Source organism: Pseudomonas sp. W15Feb9B, assembly GCF_000828175.1.
GTDB classification, from domain to species: domain Bacteria; phylum Pseudomonadota; class Gammaproteobacteria; order Pseudomonadales; family Pseudomonadaceae; genus Aquipseudomonas; species Aquipseudomonas parakoreensis.
Genome location: NZ_JTKF01000029.1, coordinates 84,672 through 104,755, shown reverse-complemented (window position 1 = coordinate 104,755; position 20,084 = coordinate 84,672). Strand labels below are relative to the sequence as shown.

At 61.1% G+C, this 20,084-nt stretch carries 18 protein-coding genes and 1 tRNA gene; 5 read left to right on the top strand and 14 right to left on the bottom strand.

All coding sequences use genetic code 11. The features are described 5' to 3' along the window. Positions 1-18: 18 nt before the first annotated feature. Entirely contained in the window at positions 19-546 is a 528-nt protein-coding gene (locus OC71_RS15855) for a DUF962 domain-containing protein (protein ID WP_041071062.1), read from the top strand. A gap of 87 nt (positions 547-633) precedes the next feature. Here the strand turns inward: OC71_RS15855 and OC71_RS15850 are convergent, their stop codons facing one another. The 6 genes from OC71_RS15850 to dibA all read right to left on the bottom strand — a co-directional run bounded on the left by OC71_RS15850 (position 634) and on the right by dibA (position 7,046). Continuing rightward, a complete protein-coding gene (locus OC71_RS15850; protein WP_041071059.1) occupies positions 634-1,623 on the bottom strand; it encodes a sulfate/molybdate ABC transporter ATP-binding protein in 990 nt (329 codons plus the stop codon). Positions 1,624-1,626: 3 nt separating this feature from the next. Further along, entirely contained in the window at positions 1,627-2,499 is an 873-nt protein-coding gene (gene cysW, locus OC71_RS15845; RefSeq protein WP_007952817.1) for a sulfate ABC transporter permease subunit CysW, read from the bottom strand. A 13-nt stretch (positions 2,500-2,512) separates the two neighbouring features. Next, complete coding sequence (cysT, locus tag OC71_RS15840; RefSeq protein ID WP_027611147.1) at positions 2,513-3,331, bottom strand: sulfate ABC transporter permease subunit CysT; 819 nt, start codon at positions 3,329-3,331, stop codon at positions 2,513-2,515. A 173-nt stretch (positions 3,332-3,504) separates the two neighbouring features. After that, positions 3,505-4,518 carry a sulfate ABC transporter substrate-binding protein gene (locus OC71_RS15835; RefSeq protein WP_041071052.1) on the bottom strand — a complete coding sequence of 338 codons (1,014 nt, stop codon included), beginning with the start codon at positions 4,516-4,518 and terminating at the stop codon, positions 3,505-3,507. A gap of 135 nt (positions 4,519-4,653) precedes the next feature. After that, complete coding sequence (gene oscA, locus OC71_RS15830) at positions 4,654-4,836, bottom strand: sulfur starvation response protein OscA (RefSeq protein ID WP_039772974.1); 183 nt, start codon at positions 4,834-4,836, stop codon at positions 4,654-4,656. Positions 4,837-5,126: 290 nt separating this feature from the next. Next, entirely contained in the window at positions 5,127-7,046 is a 1,920-nt protein-coding gene (gene dibA / locus OC71_RS15825; protein ID WP_041071044.1) for a phosphodiesterase DibA, read from the bottom strand. Positions 7,047-7,193: 147 nt separating this feature from the next. Here dibA and desA point away from each other — a divergent pair, with 147 nt between their 5' ends. Further along, positions 7,194-8,378: a delta-9 fatty acid desaturase DesA gene (gene desA, locus OC71_RS15820; RefSeq protein ID WP_041071041.1), complete on the top strand. Its 1,185-nt coding sequence runs from the start codon at positions 7,194-7,196 to the stop codon at positions 8,376-8,378. A 247-nt stretch (positions 8,379-8,625) separates the two neighbouring features. Then, positions 8,626-9,615, top strand: a complete 990-nt coding sequence (locus tag OC71_RS15815) for a sensor domain-containing diguanylate cyclase (RefSeq protein ID WP_041071038.1) — start codon at positions 8,626-8,628, stop codon at positions 9,613-9,615. 130 nt (positions 9,616-9,745) lie between these two features. On the opposite strand, the gene OC71_RS15810 is transcribed toward OC71_RS15815, so the two are convergent. The 3 genes from OC71_RS15810 to gabD form a co-directional block, all read right to left on the bottom strand. Further along, positions 9,746-10,957, bottom strand: a complete 1,212-nt coding sequence (locus OC71_RS15810) for a response regulator (protein WP_041071035.1) — start codon at positions 10,955-10,957, stop codon at positions 9,746-9,748. A 131-nt stretch (positions 10,958-11,088) separates the two neighbouring features. Further along, positions 11,089-12,369: a 4-aminobutyrate--2-oxoglutarate transaminase gene (gene gabT / locus OC71_RS15805; protein ID WP_041071032.1), complete on the bottom strand. Its 1,281-nt coding sequence runs from the start codon at positions 12,367-12,369 to the stop codon at positions 11,089-11,091. A 185-nt stretch (positions 12,370-12,554) separates the two neighbouring features. Beyond that, entirely contained in the window at positions 12,555-13,997 is a 1,443-nt protein-coding gene (gene gabD, locus OC71_RS15800) for an NADP-dependent succinate-semialdehyde dehydrogenase (protein WP_007963502.1), read from the bottom strand. Positions 13,998-14,439: 442 nt separating this feature from the next. Between gabD and OC71_RS15795 the strand changes: the two genes are divergently transcribed. Further along, positions 14,440-14,516 (top strand) — tRNA-Arg (locus OC71_RS15795). 75 nt (positions 14,517-14,591) lie between these two features. Here the strand turns inward: OC71_RS15795 and OC71_RS15790 are convergent. From OC71_RS15790 to OC71_RS15770, 5 genes are all read right to left on the bottom strand, one after another. Then, on the bottom strand, positions 14,592-14,822 hold the full coding sequence (locus OC71_RS15790) for a hypothetical protein (RefSeq protein ID WP_177327917.1): 231 nt from the start codon (positions 14,820-14,822) through the stop codon (positions 14,592-14,594). Between the two features lie 56 nt (positions 14,823-14,878). Then, the gene (locus tag OC71_RS15785; RefSeq protein WP_041071028.1) at positions 14,879-15,478 is read right to left on the bottom strand and encodes a hypothetical protein; all 600 of its coding nucleotides are present in this window, start codon (positions 15,476-15,478) and stop codon (positions 14,879-14,881) included. Further along, positions 15,475-16,056, bottom strand: a complete 582-nt coding sequence (locus tag OC71_RS15780) for an RNA polymerase sigma factor (protein ID WP_256198924.1) — start codon at positions 16,054-16,056, stop codon at positions 15,475-15,477. Before OC71_RS15780 ends, OC71_RS15785 begins: the two co-directional genes overlap by 4 nt. A 29-nt stretch (positions 16,057-16,085) precedes the next feature. Next, positions 16,086-17,771, bottom strand: coding sequence for a VWA domain-containing protein (locus tag OC71_RS15775; protein ID WP_041071022.1), 1,686 nt, complete (start codon positions 17,769-17,771; stop codon positions 16,086-16,088). 89 nt (positions 17,772-17,860) lie between these two features. After that, the gene (locus OC71_RS15770) at positions 17,861-18,421 is read right to left on the bottom strand and encodes a YbhB/YbcL family Raf kinase inhibitor-like protein (protein ID WP_041071019.1); all 561 of its coding nucleotides are present in this window, start codon (positions 18,419-18,421) and stop codon (positions 17,861-17,863) included. Positions 18,422-18,560: 139 nt separating this feature from the next. Between OC71_RS15770 and OC71_RS15765 the strand changes: the two genes are divergently transcribed. After that, a complete protein-coding gene (locus OC71_RS15765) occupies positions 18,561-20,084 on the top strand; it encodes an FAD-dependent oxidoreductase (protein WP_041071016.1) in 1,524 nt (507 codons plus the stop codon).

Genomic DNA, 20,084 nt, shown 5'->3' with positions numbered 1-20,084 from the left:
CCTACAGGAGGAACAACAATGAAAAGCCTCGTCGACCATCTCAGTCAATACGCCGCCTACCACCGCGACCCGCGCAACATCGCCAGCCACTTTATCGGCATTCCGCTGATCGTGGTGGCGGTGGCGGTGTTGTTGTCGCGACCAGAATGGTCACTGGGCGGCTTGTGGATCTCTCCGGCGGTCCTGCTGGCGCTGGCGTCGGCGTGGTTCTACCTGCGCCTGGAACTGAAGCTGGGCGTGCTGATGACGGTGCTGATGGGCCTGTCGGTCTGGGCCGGGCATGCGCTGGCGCAGCAGAGCACCATGGTCTGGCTCAGCAGCGGCCTGGCGATGTTTGTGATTGGCTGGGTGATCCAGTTTGTCGGGCACCATTACGAGGGGCGCAAACCGGCGTTTGTCGATGATGTCAGCGGGTTGATTGTCGGGCCGCTGTTTGTCGTGGCCGAAGTGGCGTTCCTGCTCGGCATGCGCCATGAGTTGAAAGCGCAGATCGAGGCGCGGGTGGGGGTGGTGCGGGTCAATCCGAATCGCAAAGCGGCGGCTTAGGCCGCTTGAAAGATTGCAGCCTGCGGCAGCTCCTACATTGGAATGCATGTCCCTGTAGGAGCTGCCGAAGGCTGCGATCTTTTGACTTTAGAGGCTGGCGACTTTCTGCCAGACCTTCGGCTTGAAGAACAGGGTTTCACCCTTGGCCAGACCGATCAGGCTGTCGTGATCCTTCACCACTTCAGCCTCGATCAGATCCGTCTGCCCTTCTACCTTCAACGTCACCCGCGTGGTCGCGCCCAATGGGCGAATATCACGCACTTCAGCGGCGTGATGATCTTCCAGCTCATGCCTGGACAACGACACTTCGTGTGGACGGAACAGCACGTGGTTGTCGTCGCTGAGCAACAAGCGGTTGGAGTCGCCGAGGAAGTGATAAACGAAGTCGCTGGCCGGGTTTTCGTAGACGTCACCCGGTGAGCCGATCTGTTCGATCACGCCTTTGTTCATCACCACGATGCGATCGGCGACTTCCATCGCTTCTTCCTGGTCGTGGGTCACGAATACCGAAGTCAGGTTGATGTCTTCGTGCAGGCGCGCCAGCCAGCGACGCAGCTCTTTGCGCACCTTGGCGTCGAGGGCGCCGAACGGTTCGTCGAGCAGCAGCACTTTCGGCTCCACCGCCAGAGCACGAGCCAGGGCGATACGCTGACGCTGGCCGCCGGAGAGTTGCTCCGGGTAGCGATCCGACAACCAGTCCAGCTGCACCATGTTCAGCAGTTCGTGGACCTTGGTCGCGATCTGGCTTTCACTCGGGCGCTGGTTTTTCGGTTTCATGCGCAGGCCGAACGCGACGTTGTCGAACACCGTCATGTGGCGGAACAAGGCGTAGTGCTGAAACACGAAACCGACGTTGCGATCACGCACGTCGTGGCCGGAGACGTCTTCGCCGTGAAAGACGATGTTGCCCTGATCCGGGGTTTCCAGGCCGGCGATGATCCGCAGCAGCGTGGTCTTGCCGCAGCCGGACGGGCCGAGCAGCGCCACCAGTTCACCGCTCTGAATGTCCAGGCTGATGTTGTCCAGCGCCTTGAACGCATTGAAATTCTTGCTGACGTTACGCACTTCGATCGACATGAATTATTCCTCCGCGGCGCTGGCGCGCAGGCGGTTGATACGGTTTTCGCTCCACTGCTTGAGCAGCAGGATGAAGAGCGCCAGGATCAGCAACAGGCTCGCCACGGCGAACGCGGCTACGTGGTTGTATTCGTTGTAGAGGATCTCGACGTGCAGCGGCAAGGTGTTGGTCACCCCGCGAATGTGCCCGGAAACCACCGACACCGCACCGAACTCACCCATGGCGCGCGCAGTACACAGCACCACGCCATAGATCAGGCCCCATTTGATGTTGGGGACGGTGACGTGCCAGAACATTTGCCAACCATTGGCGCCAAGCAGCCGCGCGGCCTCCTCTTCCTGCGTGCCCTGCTCCTGCATCAGCGGAATCAGCTCACGGGCCACAAACGGCACGGTGACGAAGATCGTCGCCAGCACGATGCCCGGCAGGGCGAAGACGATCTGGATGTCGTGATCCTGCAGCCACGGCCCGAACAGGCCCTGCGCACCGAACATCAGCACGTAGACCAGACCTGCGATCACCGGCGACACCGAGAACGGCAGGTCGATCAGCGTCACCAGCATGCTCTTTCCGCGGAACGAATATTTGCTCACACACCATGCGGCGCTGACGCCGAACACCAGGTTCAGCGGCACCGAAATCAGCACCGCGATCACCGTGAGTTTCAGCGCCGACAAGGCGTCCGGTTCAAAGATCGCGGTGAAGAATGCGCCGAGGCCGTTCTTCAAACCCTGCGACACCACGATGAACAGTGGCAGTACCAGAAACAGGAAAAAGATCAGCCAGCCAAGGCCGATCAGGATTCTGCGCGAAGTGGCACTGCCACGCCGCGCAGCGTTGGCCGAGGACGCGGCCGCAATAGACGATTGGGACATGGTTCGCGCCTCCTTATGGGGTTTCGATGCGCCGCTGCAGCAAGTTGATCAGCAGCAACAGGACGAAGGAAACCACCAGCATCAGCACACCGATGGACGTGGCGCCGGTGTAATCGTACTGGTCAAGTTTGACCATGATCAGCAGCGGCAGGATTTCGGTTTTCATCGGCATGTTGCCGGCGATGAAAATCACCGAACCGTACTCGCCGACACCCCGGGCAAAGGCCAGGGCAAATCCGGTCAGCCACGCTGGCAACAGCGCTGGCAGGAGGATATGGCGGAACACCTGCAACGGTTTCGCACCGAGGCAAGCAGCAGCTTCTTCGACTTCACGCGGGATGTCAGCCAGTACCGGCTGCACCGTGCGCACCACGAACGGCAGCGTCACGAAAGTCAGCGCCAGGGTGATGCCCAACGGAGTGTAAGCGATCTTGAAACCGAGGTCGGCGGCGAACTGGCCGACCAATCCGGTCGGGGTGTACAGCGCGGTCAGGGCGATACCGGCCACCGCCGTCGGCAGGGCGAACGGCAGGTCGATCATCGCGTCGATGACCTTGCGCCCCGGGAAGGTGTAACGCACCAGCACCCAGGCCAGCAGCGTGCCGATGATGCCGTTGATGATCGCGGCACACAGCGCGGTGCCGAAGCTCAGCTTCAAGGCTGCCAGCACGCGTGGCGCGGTGATGATCGTCCAGAACTGATCCCAGGTGAGTTGGGCGGCGTGGACGAACATCGCCGCCAGCGGGATAAGCACAATCAGGCTGAGGTACACCAAGGTGTAGCCCAGCGTCAGCCCGAAGCCGGGTATGACGGGGGAGATACGACGCGACATAAAAGTCCTTGGTTAAAAAGCATTCCGCTGAACGCACCAATGTGGGAGCGAGCTTGCTCGCGAAGAGGGAGTATCAGCCAACTCTACGTCGTCTGACACTCCGCTTTCGCGAGCAAGCTCGCTCCCACATTTTCCGCGCCTGGCTTCAGGCTTGATGTGTGGCTGAAGTCAGATTACTGCGCCTGATAGATCTGGTCGAACACGCCACCGTCGTTGAAGAACTTCGGTTGTGCGGATTTCCAGCCGCCGAAGTCCTTGTCGATGGTCACCAGTTCCAGTTTCGGGAACTGCTGGGCGTACTTCGCCGCCACGTCCTTGTCGCGTGGACGGTAGAAGTTCTTCGCGGCGATCTCCTGACCGGCCGGGCTGTACAGGTGCTTCAAGTAAGCTTCGGCAATCTGTTCGTTGCCCTTTTTCTCGGCGTTCTTGTCGACCACCGCCACCGGTGGCTCGGCCAGAATCGACAGCGACGGCACAACGATGTCGAACTTGTCAGCGCCGCCGTCTTCTTTCAACGCCAGGAACGCTTCGTTTTCCCAGGCCAGCAACACGTCACCCTGACCGTTGTTGACGAAGGTGATGGTCGAGCCACGAGCGCCGGTGTCCAGTACCGGAACGTGCTTGAACAGGGTCTGCACGTACTCTTTGGCTTTTTCTTCGCTGCCGCCGTTGGCTTTCAGGCCATAGGCCCACGCGGCGAGGAAGTTCCAGCGCGCACCGCCGGAGGTTTTCGGGTTCGGGGTGATCACCGAAACGTCGTTCTTGATCAGGTCGCCCCAGTCCTTGATGCCTTTCGGGTTGCCCTTGCGCACCAGGAACACGATGGTCGAGGTATACGGAGTGCTCGCCTCGGGCAGGCGCTTCTGCCAGTCGGCCGGCAGGGTCTTGCCGAGCTTGGCGATTTCGTCGATGTCGCCGGCCAGCGCCAGGGTCACCACGTCGGCGCGCAAACCGTCGATCACCGCACGGCCCTGCTTGCCAGATCCGCCATGAGATTGCTGGATTTTCACGGTGTCGCCGGCGTGATCTTTCTGCCAGAACTTGATGAATTCGGCGTTGTAGTCCTGGTACAGCTCGCGCGTCGGGTCGTACGACACATTGAGCAATTCGTAATCCTTGGCAACTGCAGAACCGGCAAACACGGCGCTGGCCAGGGCGGCCAAAGCGTAACGGCGAATCGACGACATGGTGAAAGCTCCTGGAATTCTTGGTGGTGGCTTTTTCTTATGAGTTGCGAAATCGGGTTGCCGGTAAAGATCACCGCCTGCGGCCACTCCTTTATTGATCCCCGACAAGGAGCGGGCGCAGGCGGTGAACTTCTGTCAGCTCGGTTTGTTACCCGGCTGCTGCAGACGGAATTTCTCTTTGCGCTCGATCTGCACGACCTGGGCGTTGTGCACAGTGATCTCCACCGCGCCGAAACGCAGATCGCGCAGGGCGCTCTGGATTTCCCGCAAGATGGTGCTTTCGTCCTGACCGTCAACGCTGCGAAGGGATGCGCTCATGGTGCTGCTCCTTTGAATGGGATATGCCTGGCAGTGGGCGGCACTGCGTTCGGCGTGGGAGCAATATAAGAGAGGCGCAGATATTCTTAAAAAGACTATTTAAGAATGTTTATATAACTAGAAAACATTATCTGACAGGCCAAGGGTTTGCGCGGTGTTCCCGCAGCGAAAGAACATCGCAACCCCTGTGGCGAGGGAGCTTGCTCCCGCTCGAGTGCCAAGCACTCGCCGTTATTTTGGGCCTGCTATGCAGTCCAGCGGGAGCAAGCTCCCTCGCCACAGGGTCGGTTTCAACCGATAAACGGTGCCAGCTCCCAATCAATCTCCCCCGCCGGCACTGGCCGCCCAAACCAGTAGCCCTGTCCCAAGTCACAGGCCTGCTCCAGCAGAAACGCCGCCTGCTCGGCCTGCTCGATCCCCTCGGCGTGCACCTGCATGCCCATGCTCCGGGCCAGCGCGATGATCACCCGGACGATCGCGGCGTCGTCCTCGTCCCAGGGCAACCCGGCGACAAAACCCTGATCGATCTTGAGCTTCTGCACCGGCAGGCGCTTGAGCCGCAACAGTGATGAGTAGCCGGTACCGAAATCGTCAATGGCCAGGCGAATCCCCAGTTCACGCAGATGATGCATCTGCTCCAGCGCCACTTCCGGATCATCCATCACCGCGCTCTCGGTGACTTCCAGTTCCAGAAAGGCCGGATCCAGACCGGTCTCGTGCAGCACCTGCGCCACCTGCTGGTACAACTCACGCCGGGCGAACAACCGCGACGACACGTTCACCGCGACGAACGACAGCACGACCCCCGCCTGCTGCCATTGGCACATCTGCGAACACGCCTGGCGCATCACCCAGGCGTCGATTTCAGCAATCATCCCGGTGCGCTCGGCAATCGGAATGAATTCCGCCGGCGACACCAGCCCGCGCTGCGGATGCTGCCAGCGCACCAGCGCTTCGACGCCAATCAGGCGACTGCTGCGCAAATCGTGAACCGGCTGGTAGTAGACCCGCAGTTCCTGTTGCTCCAGCGCACGGCGCAGCTCGAAAGCGATCTCGACCCGTTGCTGCGCGTGCGCGGTCAGCTCTTCGGTGTACAACGCGTAACCGTTGCGCCCGCTGCTCTTGGCCTTGAACAGTGCGGCGTCGGCATTGCGCAACAACTGATCGGCACTCAACGCGTCGCTGGGGAACAGGCTGATGCCGATGCTGGCGTTGATGAACAGCTCATGCCGGTCGATGCCGAAAGGCTCCTTGAGCGCATCGAGAATGCGCTGGGCCAGCGCCGCGGCTTGAACCAGTTGCGGACAACTCTCCGCCAGTACCGCGAATTCGTCACCACCTAGCCGCGCCAGCGTAATCCCGGGGCCGAACAGTTCCTGCAGGCGTGCCGCCACGGCTTTGAGCAGGCGATCACCGACGTTATGGCCGAGGCTGTCGTTGATCATCTTGAAGTGGTCCAGATCGATCATCAGCAAGGCGCAGCCGCGCTTGTGGATCTGCGCCGACGCCAGCGCCTGCTCGGCGCGGTCGCTGAACAACAGGCGATTGGGCAGGTCGGTCAGCGGGTCGTGGTGGGCGAGGTGCTTGAGTTCGTGCTCAGAGTCCTTGATCGCACTGATGTCGGAAAACACCGCCACGTAGTGGTTGAGGTGGCCCTGATCATCGTGAATCACGCGAATGGTCTGCCACTGCGGGTAAATCTCGCCGCTCTTGCGCCGGTTCCAGATCTCCCCGCTCCATTCGCCCTCGCTCTCCAGCGTGGCGAACATCGCCTGATAGAAGCCCGGCGGATGGTGACCGGACTTGAACAGGCTCGGCTGATGGCCGAGAACTTCCTCGTACTGATAGCCAGTGATTTCCATGAACGCACGGTTGACGTGCACGATCAGGCCCTCGCGGTTGGTCACCAGCACGCCCTCGCGGGTGCAGTCGAATACCGCAGCGGCCTGGCGCAGTCGTTCACGGTCGGCCTGCCGCTCGCGTAACCGCGCACCGATACCGAGAAATTCGCACAATCTGGCCCGCGCGAGGAAGATCAGGCCAGCGCTGACGGCAGCCCAGACGTAACCGTTGATCAGTTGCCATCGCTGCAGATCGACAGACTCATCAAAGAAACTGTTCAATAAGTAACCAGTGCCCTGCAGCCAGACAACAGCAAACAACAGGTAAAGCAGCGCTGCACGCAGGGCATCGCGGTAAGTGGCAGGCATTCGGCTGTCCATGTCCCTACAAAAAAGGTTGGAATTATAGGTCAAGAAACATCCAGCGACTCTTATCTGAAAGGGCGACTGGTTTTATCTGTGTGCTTGGTGATAATGCAACGGCTGTTTTTATCTTTATCGAGGGCCCTATAGCCTATGTGGTACGAAGGTTTTCTTGGCTTGTCGGCCTGGTCACTGGTCGCGGTCACCCTGCTGATGACCCACGTGACAATTGTCGCCGTCACGGTCTATCTGCACCGTTACTCGGCCCATCGCTCGCTTGAGCTGAATGCCGGCCTGAAACACTTTTTCCGCTTCTGGCTGTGGCTGACCACGGCGCAGAACACCCGCGAGTGGACTGCCATCCACCGCAAACACCACGCCAAGTGCGAAACCGAAGATGACCCGCACAGCCCGGTGATCAAGGGTCTGTCCACCGTGCTGCGCAAAGGCGCCGAGCTGTATCGCGCCGAAGCCGAGAATCCGGAGACCCTGCGCATCTACGGCAAGAACTGCCCGGAAGACTGGATCGAGCGCAATCTCTACAGCCGCTATCCGCTGCTGGGTGTGGCGATCATGGGCGTCCTCGATCTGCTCCTGTTCGGCACCATCGGCATCACCATCTGGGCGATCCAGATGATGTGGATCCCGGTCTGGGCCGCCGGCGTGGTCAACGGCCTGGGCCATGCCATCGGCTACCGCAACTTCGAATGCCGCGACGCGGCGACCAATCTGGTGCCATGGGGCATCCTGATCGGTGGTGAAGAACTGCACAACAACCATCACACCTACCCCAACTCGGCCAAACTGTCGGTGAAGAAGTGGGAATTCGACCTCGGCTGGGCGTGGATCAAAGTCTTCAGCTTCTTCAGACTGGCCAAGGTCCAGCGTGTGGCGCCGATTGCCCACCGCGTCGAAGGCAAGGGCCATCTGGACATGGACACCGCCATGGCGATCCTCAACAACCGCTTCCAGATCATGGCCCAATACCGCAAATTGGTGATCGGCCCACTGGTCAAGCAGGAACTGGACAAGGTCGATCATTCGGTACGCCATCAATTCCATCGGGCCAAACGCCTGCTGTCGCGGGAAACCAGCCTGCTGGAAGACCGTCATCACTTGCGCATCCAGAACATGCTCGAGCACAGCCAGGCGCTGAAGGTCATTTACGAAAAACGCCTGGCCCTGCAGCAGATCTGGGTCAAGACCAGCGCCAATGGCCACGACATGCTCGCCGCCATCAAGGAATGGGTGCACGAGGCCGAAGCCAGCGGTATTCAGTCGCTGCGTGAATTCGCCGACCAGCTGAAAACCTACTCGCTGCGCCCCGCCGCAGCCTGACCGCCCTGAACGAATCCCCTGTGGCGAGGGGATTCATCCCCGATCGGTAGCGCAGCTACCGCAAATATGTCGACGCGTTCTCATTGCTGAAACGCGTCATCTCTACCGCCCGGCGGGAGCAGGCTCCCTCTCTACAAAAGCGCGGAACTTAGCACCGAAAGCCCTATCTCAAAGACACTTCGCCACCCCGGCGGGCTGTACTGTGGCCGTTGTCGAAATTGCGGCACACCTTTTGAGAAATGTGCCGATGGTCAACAACAATCAAAAAGACTCATCCCTTGCGCAGTGGCCCGAGGCCGCGCAAACCCTGATGGCGCTGATGCACGCCCAAGGCGAAGTCGCCCGGCTGAGCGAGCGCGAACAACTGTTCAGTTCATTGCTGGTGAGCGTCAACGCGGTGCTCTGGGCGTTCAATTGGGAAACCCGTCAGGTGCTGTATGTCAGCCCTGCCTACGAGCGGATTTTCGGTCGCTCCGCAGGCCTGTTGCTGGCCGACTACAACCAGTGGCGCGACAGCATCTACCCCGACGACTTGGATTACGCCGAACGCAGTCTTGCCGAAGTGCTGCACAAAGGCGCGGTGGAAGACCGCGAATACCGGATAATCGCCGCCGACGGCCAGGTTCGCTGGCTCAGCGACAAGTGCTTCATCAACCGTCAGGACGAGCCTGGGCAACCGGTGATCATCGTCGGCATCGCCGAAGACATCACCGACAAAAAACGCATGGAAACCGAACTGCACCGGCTGGCCACCACCGACGTACTGACCCAAAGCAGCAACCGTCGCCACTTCTTCGAATGCGCCAACCGCGAGTTCGACGACGCGCGCCTGCACGGTTCGCCACTGGCCTTCCTGCTGCTGGACATTGATGACTTCAAGCAGATCAACGACAGCTACGGCCACCCGGAAGGCGACAACGTGCTGCAACGCATCGCCGAATGCGGGCGCACCTCGTTACGTCGGGGTGATCTGTTCGGACGTATCGGCGGAGAAGAATTCGCGGCCGTGTTCCCCGGTTGTGCACCGGACATGGCGATGCAAGTGGCCGAGCGGCTGCAGCAGGAGATTCAGCGGATGGTCTTCAATGTCGACGGCCAGACCTTCGGCATCACCGTCAGCCAGGGACTGACCAGCCTCAGGGATGATGACGAAAGCCTCGACAGCCTGTTCGCCCGGGCGGACGCAGCGATGTACGAGGCCAAACGGCAGGGCAAGAACCGGATTATCTCAAGCTGAATCCACCATCCGATTTACCTCCCCTGTAGGAGCTGCGGCACGCTGCGATCTTTTGATTTTTGCTTTAAAAGACAAGATCAAAAGATCGCAGCGTGCCGCAGCGCCTACAGGGGGATGCTCGTGAATCCGGTTATTTACGCATCCGCATCAGTTCCGGCAACCCGATCTTCAGCAGCCGCGCCGTGCGACTCTTTGCCAGTTCCTCAACGCCCTCATGTTCGGTCAGGCGTGCCATTTGCGCCGCCATGTTCATCACCAGCGCCTCACGGGAATAAACCCCGCCTCCGAGCTGGTAGACCGACGCAATCAACTCGCGCAGCTCCAGCGGCAGGCGCCAGCGCGTGCGCAACGCCGAACCGTAAGCCGCGCCGAATTCCGCCAGCGCGTCACCGACTTCCTCCCACTCATCAAGCTCGCCGCCGGCCTGCTTCCACTCCTGTAGACAGCGCAACAGCGCCAGATCGCCAAGGCGATGTAGCATGCCGGCGCAATAGCAGCGTTCCTGATCCAGGTCGAGCAGGCGCGCCAGGGTGCGGGCGTATTCGGCAGTGTGCAGCGACAGCCCCCAATAGCGCTCGGCGTAATCCGCCAGGCACGGGTCGCTGAGTCTGGCGCTGCGCTTGAGCGCCAGGCCGAGAATCAGGTTCATGCTCTGCCCGGTGCCGAGCCGATGCAGCGCCTGCCCCAGGGTCTGTACCGCCGCGCCATGATGCTGCGCCGCGCTGTTGGCGGCGGCGATCAGCACGGCGGTGATCTGCGGATCGGTACGGATCTCTTCTTCCAGCAGTTTCAGGTCGAGGCCATTGGGGTTGAGGCTGCGTTTGACCGCCACTTGCACATCGGTCATCAATGGCGCGCCGTCGGCCTGCTCGCGACGCCGCTCGAGGAACACCGACAAGGTCATGCCCGGCGCCAGCGTCGGCACCTCGCAGAACACCTCTTCACCCGCATTCAACAGCAAACCCTGCAGCCGCTCGGTCAGGCTTTCCATGTTCAGCGGTTTGGTCAGGTAGGCCGTCGGGGCCAACGGGATGGCTTCGCGCACGCTGGCGCTGTCGTTGCGACTGCTCATCAGAATGAACGGCAGCGGCGGATTGCGTTTGCGCTGGCGCACGCTGCGCAGCACGCTCAAGCCATCTATACCGGGCAACTCCCAATCGACGATGGCCAGGTCATAAGGCACTTCGCTGAGTAACGACATGGCTTGCTGGCCATCGGCACACAAGTCCAGCCGCGCATCACAGCGCACGTTGAGCAACACTTGTTTAAGCAGGTCACGAGACCACGGATCGGCCTCGGCAATCAGCACTCGGGGTACGGCGGGTAAATCAACGGCGGTCATGCGCGCTCTCCCTTGCAATGCCTGAACCTTAGCCAATGCTGGCCCTTCGATACAGCGCAAAAGGGTTTCCGAGGCATAAAAAAACCCGCCGAAGCGGGTTTTTTCTCGATCCGATCACACAGTGCCCGGAATTACAGCTCCGAGAAGCACTCTTCGATGATCGCCAGGCCTTTGTCCAGTTGCTCGTCCGGCGAGGTCAGCGGTACGAGAACGCGCAGCACGTTGCCGTAGGTGCCGCAAGACAGCAGGATCAGCCCCTTGTCACGTGCCTTGGCCACCACCGATGCCACTGCGGCAGCGTTCGGCTTGTGGCTGTCGCCATTTTCGAACAGCTCGATCGCGATCATCGCGCCCAGCGCACGCACTTCGCCGATCACTGCCGGGTATTTGGCCTGGATGGCCTTCAGGCCGGTGACCAGACGCTCGCCGACAGCCTTGCAGCGGTCCAGCAGTTGCTCTTCTTCGAACACTTCCATCACGGCCAGGGCCGCCGCGCAAGCGATCGGGCTACCGGCGTAGGTGCCGCCCAAGCCGCCTGGAGCGATGGCGTCCATGTATCCGGCCTTGCCGCAAACACCGGCCAGCGGGAAGCCGCCAGCGATGGATTTGGCGAAAGTGGTCAGGTCGGCAGCAACGCCCATCTGTTCCATGGCGAAGAAGGTGCCGGTACGGCCAGCGCCGGTCTGCACTTCGTCAGCGATCAGCAGGATGCCGTGCTGGTCGCACAGGGCACGCAGACGCTTCATGAACTCTTTCGGCGCGACGTAGAAACCACCTTCACCCTGCACCGGCTCGATGATGATCGCGGCGATGTCTTTCGGCTCGGCGTCGTTCTTGAAGATGCGTTCGATGGACGCGATCGAATCGTCGATGCTCACACCGTGCAGCTCGTTCGGGTACAGCGCGCGGAAGATTCCGCCTGGCATCAGGCCCATGCCGGCCGAGTACGGCACGACCTTACCGGTCAGGCCCAGGGTCATCATGGTGCGACCGTGGTAGGCGCCGGTGAAGGCGATCACGCCGGCACGGCCAGTGGCGGCACGGGCGATCTTCACGGCGTTTTCCACGGCTTCGGAACCGGTGGTCACCAGCAGGGTTTTCTTGGCGAAATCACCAGGCACCTTGGCATTGATCTTTTCGCACAGCTCAACGTACGGCTCGTAGGCCAGCACCTGGAAGCAGGTGTGGGTCAGCTTGTTCAGCTGTTCGGTCACGGCGGCGATGATTTTCGGGTGCACGTGGCCGGTGTTCAGCACCGCGATACCGCCGGCGAAGTCGATGAATTCACGACCTTCAACGTCAGTCACGGTAGCGTTCTTCGCCGATTCGGCGAAGATCGGGTGAATCTGGCCAACACCGCGTGGAACAGCTGCGGTACGACGGGCCATCAGTTCAGCGTTAGTCTTGCTCATTACAGTCCTCATTCACCGCTCATCGGGCGGCGTGGTTCAAGGATTAAGCGGGAGGAATCGGCGGTGACAGCATGCGATGATCGACTGCCACGGCGTTCCCGGCCGCAGAGAAAATTCCGGTTTGAAACGACGCAAAGGGACAGCGCTCTCGTGCCCTTTGCGTTTGCAGCGATCCCTTTCCCGGCTTAGATGCCCAGGCAGAGGTATTTGATTTCCAGGTAATCCTCGATGCCGTACTTGGAGCCTTCACGGCCCAGGCCCGACGCCTTGATGCCGCCGAACGGCGCGACTTCGTTGGAGATCAACCCGGTGTTGACGCCGACCATGCCGTATTCCAGCGCTTCCGCCACACGGAACACGCGGCCCAGGTCGCGGGCGTAGAAGTAGGAGGCCAGACCGAACTCGGTGTCGTTCGACATCGCGATCACTTCGGCTTCGTCTTTGAAGCGGAACAGCGGCGCCAGCGGGCCGAAGGTTTCTTCCTTGGCCACAGCCGCGTCTTTCGGCACATTGGTCAGAATGGTCGGCTCGAAGAAGTTGCCTTCCATCGGCTTGCCACCGGCCAGCACGGTGGCGCCTTTGGCCACGGCGTCAGCAATGTGCTCTTGCACTTTGGCCACGGCTTTTTCGTCGATCAGCGGACCCGTGGTGGTGCCTTCTTCCAGACCGTTGCCGATCTTCAGCTTGGCCACCGCGACTTTCAGCTTCTCGGCGAACGCGTCGTAGACCGAATCCTGAATGTACAGGCGGTTGGCGCAGACGCAGGTCTGGCCGTTGTTGCGGTATTTGGAGATGATCGCGCCTTCGACGGCCTTATCCAGGTCCGCGTCGTCGAACACGATGAACGGCGCGTTGCCGCCCAGTTCCAGCGAGACTTTCTTGATGTCCTTGGCGCATTCGGACATCAGCTGACGGCCGATTTCGGTCGAGCCGGTGAAGGACAGCTTGCGCACGATCGGGTTGCTGGTCAACTCGCTGCCGATGTCGCCGGCGCTGCCGGAGACCACACTGAACACGCCTTTAGGGATGCCGGCGCGCTGCGCCAGTTCAGCCAGGGCGAACGCGGAGAATGGGGTTTGCGAAGCCGGCTTGAGCACCATGGTGCAACCGGCGGCCAGCGCTGGGCCGGCTTTACGGGTGATCATCGCCGCCGGGAAGTTCCACGGGGTGATCGCGGCGGTTACGCCGATCGGCTGCTTGATCACGATCAGGCGCTTGTCCGGCTGGTGGCCCGGAATCACATCACCGTAAATGCGCTTGGCTTCTTCGGCGAACCACTCGATGAACGACGCGGCGTAAACGATTTCGCCCTTGGCTTCGGCCAGCGGCTTGCCCTGCTCAAGAGTCATCAGGCGCGCGAGGTCGTCCTGGTTCTCGATCATCAGTTCAAACCAGCGACGCAGCTTGCCGGCACGCTCTTTGGCGGTCAGTGCACGCCAGGCCGGCAGCGCCTTGTCGGCGGCTTCGATGGCACGGCGGGTTTCGGCGGCGCCCATCTTCGGCACGGTGCCGAGAATTTCGCCGGTGGCCGGGTTGTTGACCTTGATCGTCTGACCGTTGTCCGCATCGACCCAAGCGCCATCAATGAAGGCTTGCTGGCGGAACAACTGGGTATCTTTAAGCTGCATGTCGGCTTTCCTTAACAGCACCGCGGCCTGCGCGGAGCAAAATTATGATTGTAGAAAGGCGCCTCGCAAGGCTGCCGTCAGGGAAATCATCTACCGGGTGAGGCGCAGTGATCGTGCGTTATTCGCCGCACCTGCGCTTCCACACCCCGTCAAAGAGCGTTTGAAATCTCAAACGGATCGTAGGAGCAAAGGGGTTAAAGGACAATAGGTCGTTCGAAAAAAAGAACAAAAACCCTGCGTTTGCTGGATTTTTCAGATCAACGCGCAAAAAGCCCCGGCCGCAGCCAAACCATAGATCAGCCGGGAAAAAGCGCCAAGCGAGGGTTTTGCAGGACGTTACAGCTTTAAGTAATGCAGCGTTTCCACCGACACGCGCACTGACAAAACCCGCCAAAACCCGGCATGGACGCCCCGAGCCGACCTAGGTATGATGTCGCCCGCTGCACCAGTAGCTCAGCTGGATAGAGTACTGCCCTCCGAAGGCAGGGGTCGTGGGTTCGAATCCCGCCTGGTGCGCCATGAATTGAAACGAAAAGCCCCGGACTGTGATGGTCCGGGGCTTTTTTGTGGGCGCGGTGTTAGATGCAACGACGGTCACTCCGTCGTCCAGTCAAACTCGTCGTAATCGTCGTCTTCCTCTTCTTCCGCCGCCTCCTCAAAAACCTCGTCTTCTTCCACGACGTCGTCTTCCGACTGGTTCAGCAGGAACTCCTTGCGCGCCTCGGTAATCGCGCGCCGCATCTCCTCGCCCTTCTGCGGGCAGTTGAGGAGTTGGGCGATGCGGTCGATTTTTGCTGCCACTTTGTTCTCCAGCGCTTCAGCCATGGCTCGATAGTGCGCGTTTTTGCCGGGCAATGCCAAATGGCTGGGTGAACAAGCGGTCAGTTCTGGCGGATGCGCTCAAGTCGCAGGTCGAGGTTCACCCCGGGGTAGCGTTTGTGCAGATTGTTGTACAGCGCATCCGCGGCTTGCGACTGGCCGGCCTCGCGCAGGCGCAGGACTTCGCGCAGTTGCTCATCCAGGCCGTTGGCCGGGGCGGCGGCGCGTTTGCTGAGTCTGGCTTCGTCGGCGCTGATCGCGTCGCTTTGCATCGGCTCAGCCATTTCCATCATCGGTGCCGTCGCGGGTATGGCCGCAGCGGGCGGAGAGGCCAGTGCCTGCGCTTCGGGCGCTTGCTGGCGCGCCATTGGCGCAGCCGGTTTGGCCGCCGGGGCGAAGTCGAATTGTGCTTGCGGCTCGGGTGCACGTTGCACCAGCGACAGCATTAGCGCCACACCAACCAGACTGGCGAAGGCGACCTGCCAGCGCGGTTTCTGGCAGACGTGCCACCAGCGTTGCCACAGGCTGGGCTTGGGCGCCGGAGCTGCGCGGCGCGCAGCGGCGAGAATCAGCGCATCGAGCTGTTCTGAAGGCTCGCCGGTGTGTTGCTCGCGATAATGTTTGAGCAGTTGCTCTTCGGGTGTCTGGCGGGCGTCAGTCATGTCAGTACCTCCTCGGCCAGCAGCCGACGCAGTTTTTGCTGGGCGTAGCGCAAGCGGCTCTTGACGGTTTCCAGCGGTGTTTCGGTGAGGCTGGCGATTTGTGCCAGGTCGAGGTCGCCGTGGGCACGCAGCAGGAACACTTCGCGCTGATCGGCAGGCAAGGTTTGCAGAGCGCTTTCCAGGCGCTGGCTGTCGCGGCTGAGGTTCAGCAGTTGCTCGGGATCGTGGGTCTCGTCGCCGACCGCGTGCAGTTGTTCGTCGTAACTGTCGTGCAGCGGCAGATATGCGCCGTGTTTACGCCAGTGATCAATCAGCCGATTGCGCGCAATCTGGAACAACCATGTACGAAACGTCGCCCGCCCTTGTGGCTGACTGGTGCTGCGGATCAGACTCAGCCAAGTGTCCTGAAACACCTCGTCAGCCAGTTCCGGTTTGCCGCTCAACCCGAGCAGAAAGCGATACAGACTTTGCCGATGACGGGCGTACAAAATCTCGAACGCCGCGCCGTCGCCTTCGCGATAACGCGCCAGCAGCGTTTCATCGCTGCTGGCGGCCGCGCTGTCTGGCGCAGCAAACAGCTGACTGATGAAGCCTTTCAATCGGCTCACTATTCAATCCGTCGCTCAGTGGGCATCGCATTCGATGCGGTTGAGGCGCGCAGGCTTTGCGCCAGTTCCACCAGTTGCACGAACTCGTTGCGCAAACCGAAGCGGTCGTCGCCGCGAGCGCCACGGGCCAGCGCTTCGGTGTCTTTCAGGCTGAAGTCGCCGGTGTAGCGAGCATCCTTGAGCTGCTGGGAAAACGCCGCCACCGCCGCTGCGAAACGCAGATCGTCACTGGCCGGTGCGACTTGATCGGTAATCGGCCGCTCGATCAGCAGACTTTTCCCACCTTCTGGCTGTTGATAACGGACACGCAGCATCGCCAATTCCCCGTTTTTCGCCGAAACCGCCGCTTCCGATTTACCGTAGCGCAGCGGTTCCAGCCAGCCCTTCTCACCTGCCGGGACAATTTCATACAGCGCGGTCACCGTGTGTCCTGCGCCGACCTCACCGGCATCAACCTTGTCGTTGCTGAAATCCTCACGCTTAAGCGCACGGTTTTCGTAGCCGAGCAGGCGATATTCACTGACCTGTGCCGGATTGAATTCCACCTGCAATTTGACGTTTTTCGCCACCACCGCCAGGGTCGAACCGAGCTGATCCACCAGCACTTTGCGCGCCTCGCGCAGGTTATCGATATAGGCGTAGTTGCCGTCGCCAGCGTCGGCCAGCTGTTCCATCAAGTGTTCATTGTAGTTATCCACACCGAAACCCAGGGTGGTCAGGGAAATCCCGGTTTTGCGTTTATCCACAGCCATTTGCTTGAGGCTGTCGAAGTCGCTGATGCCGACGTTGAAGTCACCGTCAGTGGCCAGCAGGATGCGGTTGATGCCTTTGGGAATGAACGCCTGTTGTGCCATTTGATAGGCCAGTCCGATGCCCGACGCACCTGCAGTTGAGCCGCCAGCGGTCAATTGCTCGATAGCTGTGCGAATTTTGGCTTTTTCCCGGCCAGACGTTGGCTCCAGCACTACGCGGGATTCGCCGGCATACACCACCAGCGACACCCGGTCCTGCTCGCGCAACTGATCAACCAACAGTTTCAGCGTGCTTTTGACCAGCGGCAGGCCTTCGCGGCGATCCATCGAACCGGACACGTCCACCAGAAACACCAGATTGGCCGGGGCCAGTTCCGCCACGGCCCGGTCGGAGGCCTTGATGCCGATCCGCAGCAGGCGCGTGTGCTGATTCCACGGGGTGGCGGCCAGTTCGGTAGTCACGCCGAAGGGCGAGCCATCGCTGGGCAGCGCATCGTTGTAGGGAAAGTAATTGACCATCTCTTCCAGCCGCACCGCACCTTCCGGAGGCAGGCGTCCCTGATTGAGCAGACGCCGGACGTTAGCGTAGGCGCCGGTATCGACGTCGGCGCTGAAGGTTGAGACCGGAGATTCGGCCACGCTATGGATCGGATTATCGGCCAGCGCCTGATATTGCTCGCGCTGCTCGTCGCGATAGCCTTGTGGATAACTTTCCGGGGCCGGCATCGCCGCGAAACTCGCCATTGGCGCCGGTCGCGCACTGCGCTTGGCCATGGCGCCATCGACGCTGAGCGCTTCATGCTGAATCGACGCCTGTGGCTGGGCCGGCGCCGGGACAACAGCCGATTCGGGATTGGAAGACACGCCGCAACCGGCGACGGTCAACAACATACCGACAGCAACGGGTCGCAGAAAAGGCAGGGAGCGGGACATGGGGGCTGACCTCGGGATGAAAGTGATCCATTCATCCACTGAGACGGGCAGCCCCTTCAGATCGGGTTAAACCCCGCCAAAAAAAATTTTTAGCGGTGATAACGCCGCACCACGCTGCTGTTACGCAGTACGTGGCCTTTGATCTTGTCCATCAGCTCGGCACGGGTCAGGCCGGCGGGCAAGGCATCCGGAGCCAGATCCAGGGCGTAGATCTGAATGATGTAGTGGTGGGCGCTGTCGCCAACCGGTGGGCATGGCCCGATGTAATGGGTGGTGCCTTTGCTGTTGGTGCCGCCTACGCCTTCGAGACTGGATTTGGCGCCGACACCGGCCGGGATCTGCCGGGTGGTGGCTTTGATGCCGTAATGAATCCAGTGATCGACGCCAGCCCCTTTCTGGCCGTCCGGGTCGTGCATGACGATCGCGTAGCTCTGGGTGCCGGCAGGCCCCGCGTTCCAGGCCAGTGCCGGAGACTGGTTCTTGCCACCGCAACCGGCCGCATCGCTCGCGGCGGCGGAGGTGAACAGGCGGTTGTCCGAGACACCGGGGATATCGAGGGTAAAGCGCTCGGCCGCCTGCGCCGGAAACTGCACGCAAAGGGCGACGGCAACGGCCGCCAGCCAAGGGTTGAGAGAGGTCAATCGGGTCATTCCGGGAGCACCTTGTGCAGTTGGGCCTTCGTCGGCCTGCAAACTATAGCCGTACCGTTCGTGCCGTGGCAGTGGCAATTGGCTGAACCTCGCACTGCGGCGCAAACTCGTAAGAGAAATGCCTGTCAGGAGCACGACCATGAGCCTGCACCGTGTCGCCCGTGTCGCCGATGTCCCCGAAGACCGTGGCCTGCAAGTCGAAATCGGCGAGCGAAAGGTTGTCCTGTTGCGCGCTAACGGCCAACTGCGCGCGTTTCAGGGCGAATGCCCACACGCCGGCGCGCCATTGGCTGACGGCGCGTTGTGCAACGGACGCCTGATCTGCCCGTGGCACAAAGCCGCGTTTCGTGTCGAAGACGGTGCGCTGTGCGAGCCGCCGGCCCTCGACAGCCTCAAGCGTTATCCGCTGGAGTTACGTGGCGATGAGGTCTGGGTCGATGATCAACCGCTACCGGATGGGCACACGCCGCCGGCCGATGATTCGCGCACCTTCGTGATAGTCGGCGCAGGTGCAGCGGGCACGGCATGTGCGGCGGCACTGCGGGAGAAAGGTTTCGGTGGCCGGATCATCATGCTCGACCGCGAAGCGGGCGCCGGTTACGACCGCACGGTGCTGAGCAAATTTGTCCTCGCCGGCGAAATGTCGGCGCAGGAAACCCCGCCGCTGCGCGATGAAGATTTTTATCAAGAGCAGCGCATCGAACGCCGACAAGGCGAAATCACCGCCCTCGACGCCTCAGCGAAAACCCTGCATTTGCACGACGGCCAATCCCTACGTTACGACGCCGCGGTGCTCGCCACCGGCGGCGAGCCCAATCCGCTGCAACTGCCCGGCGCTGATCTGCCACAGGTGTTCGTCCTGCGTTCGAAAGCCCAGGCTGAACAGATCATGCGCAACGCCAAACCCGAACAGCGGGCGCTGATCATCGGCGACAGCTTTATCGCCCTGGAATGCGCCTCGGCCCTGCGCCAGCTCGGGCTCGAAGTAACGGTCAGCGCCCGCCACGCCATTCCGTTTGCCGCACAATTCGGCACAGCCGTGGGTGAAGCGATCCGTGCGCTGCATGAACAACACGGGGTGAAATTCATCACCGATCACGAAGTCCGGGAAATCATTGGCGACGGCAAAGTCGAAGCGGTGCTGTTGGACAACGGTTTGCGCGTCTCGGCGGATCTGGTGCTGGCGGGGGTCGGCGTGCATCCAGCCACCGAGGCTTTTGCGTCGCTGCCGAGGGAGAAAGACCAGTCACTGCGAGTCGACGCCGGCCTGCGTGTTTGCGACGGGCTGTGGGCAATTGGCGATATCGCCACGTTCCCCCTGAGCGGCCAGCCGCAACGCATTGAACACTGGCGCCTGGCCCAGCAGCATGCGCGCATTGCTGCCGCCAACATGTTGGGCGCCGATGAGCATTATCTGGATGTGCCGTTTTTCTGGACCTGGCACTTCGGCAGGAACTACGACTACCTGGGCCACGCCAGCCAGTGGGATGAAATCGAGTTCAAGGGCGAACCCGAGCATCCGCCCTTCATCGGCCTGTTTGGTCACAACGGCGTGGTGGTTGCCGCTGTGGCTTGCGAGGAGGAGCGGGCCATGGCGATGTTGGCCGAGCGGATGAAGCAGCCGCTCACCATGGAGGAGGCTTGGCGGCTGATTCGCAGCTGA